Source organism: Pseudomonas sp. FSL R10-2189 (genome assembly GCF_009600325.1).
In the GTDB taxonomy this organism is placed as follows: Bacteria; Pseudomonadota; Gammaproteobacteria; order Pseudomonadales; family Pseudomonadaceae; genus Aquipseudomonas; species Aquipseudomonas helleri.
Window position 1 is genome coordinate 1 of record NZ_WIVZ01000152.1, and the last position, 287, is coordinate 287.

Sequence of the window (287 nt, forward strand, 5' to 3'; positions counted from 1 at the left end):
AGGCGGGTGTCGTAGCTGCCGTCGTCGGCCCACTCGCGCACGGCTTTGGCGTCCGGACCGTCGCCTTGCCATTGCAGGTTCATGCCGCGCCCGGTGCGGTCGGTGTAGCGGGTGATCAGGTGATGTTGGTATTGATACGCCCACTGCGCGGCGTGTTCGTCGCGGGCAGCGCGCAGATCGCCGTGCTCGTCATAGTCGTAGCCCGCCAGCTGGCGCAAGGGCGCGCCTTCGTGCATCAGCCACAGGGCGTTGATGCGGCCGTGGTCGTCGAGCTGGGTGTGGATGTG

1 protein-coding gene is annotated in these 287 nt (G+C 67.6%); it reads right to left on the reverse strand.

Annotation, left to right across the window (positions count from 1 at the left end):
• A partial coding sequence (locus tag GHO32_RS26595; protein WP_178113963.1) for a hypothetical protein occupies positions 1-287 on the reverse strand: 287 nt, incomplete at both ends.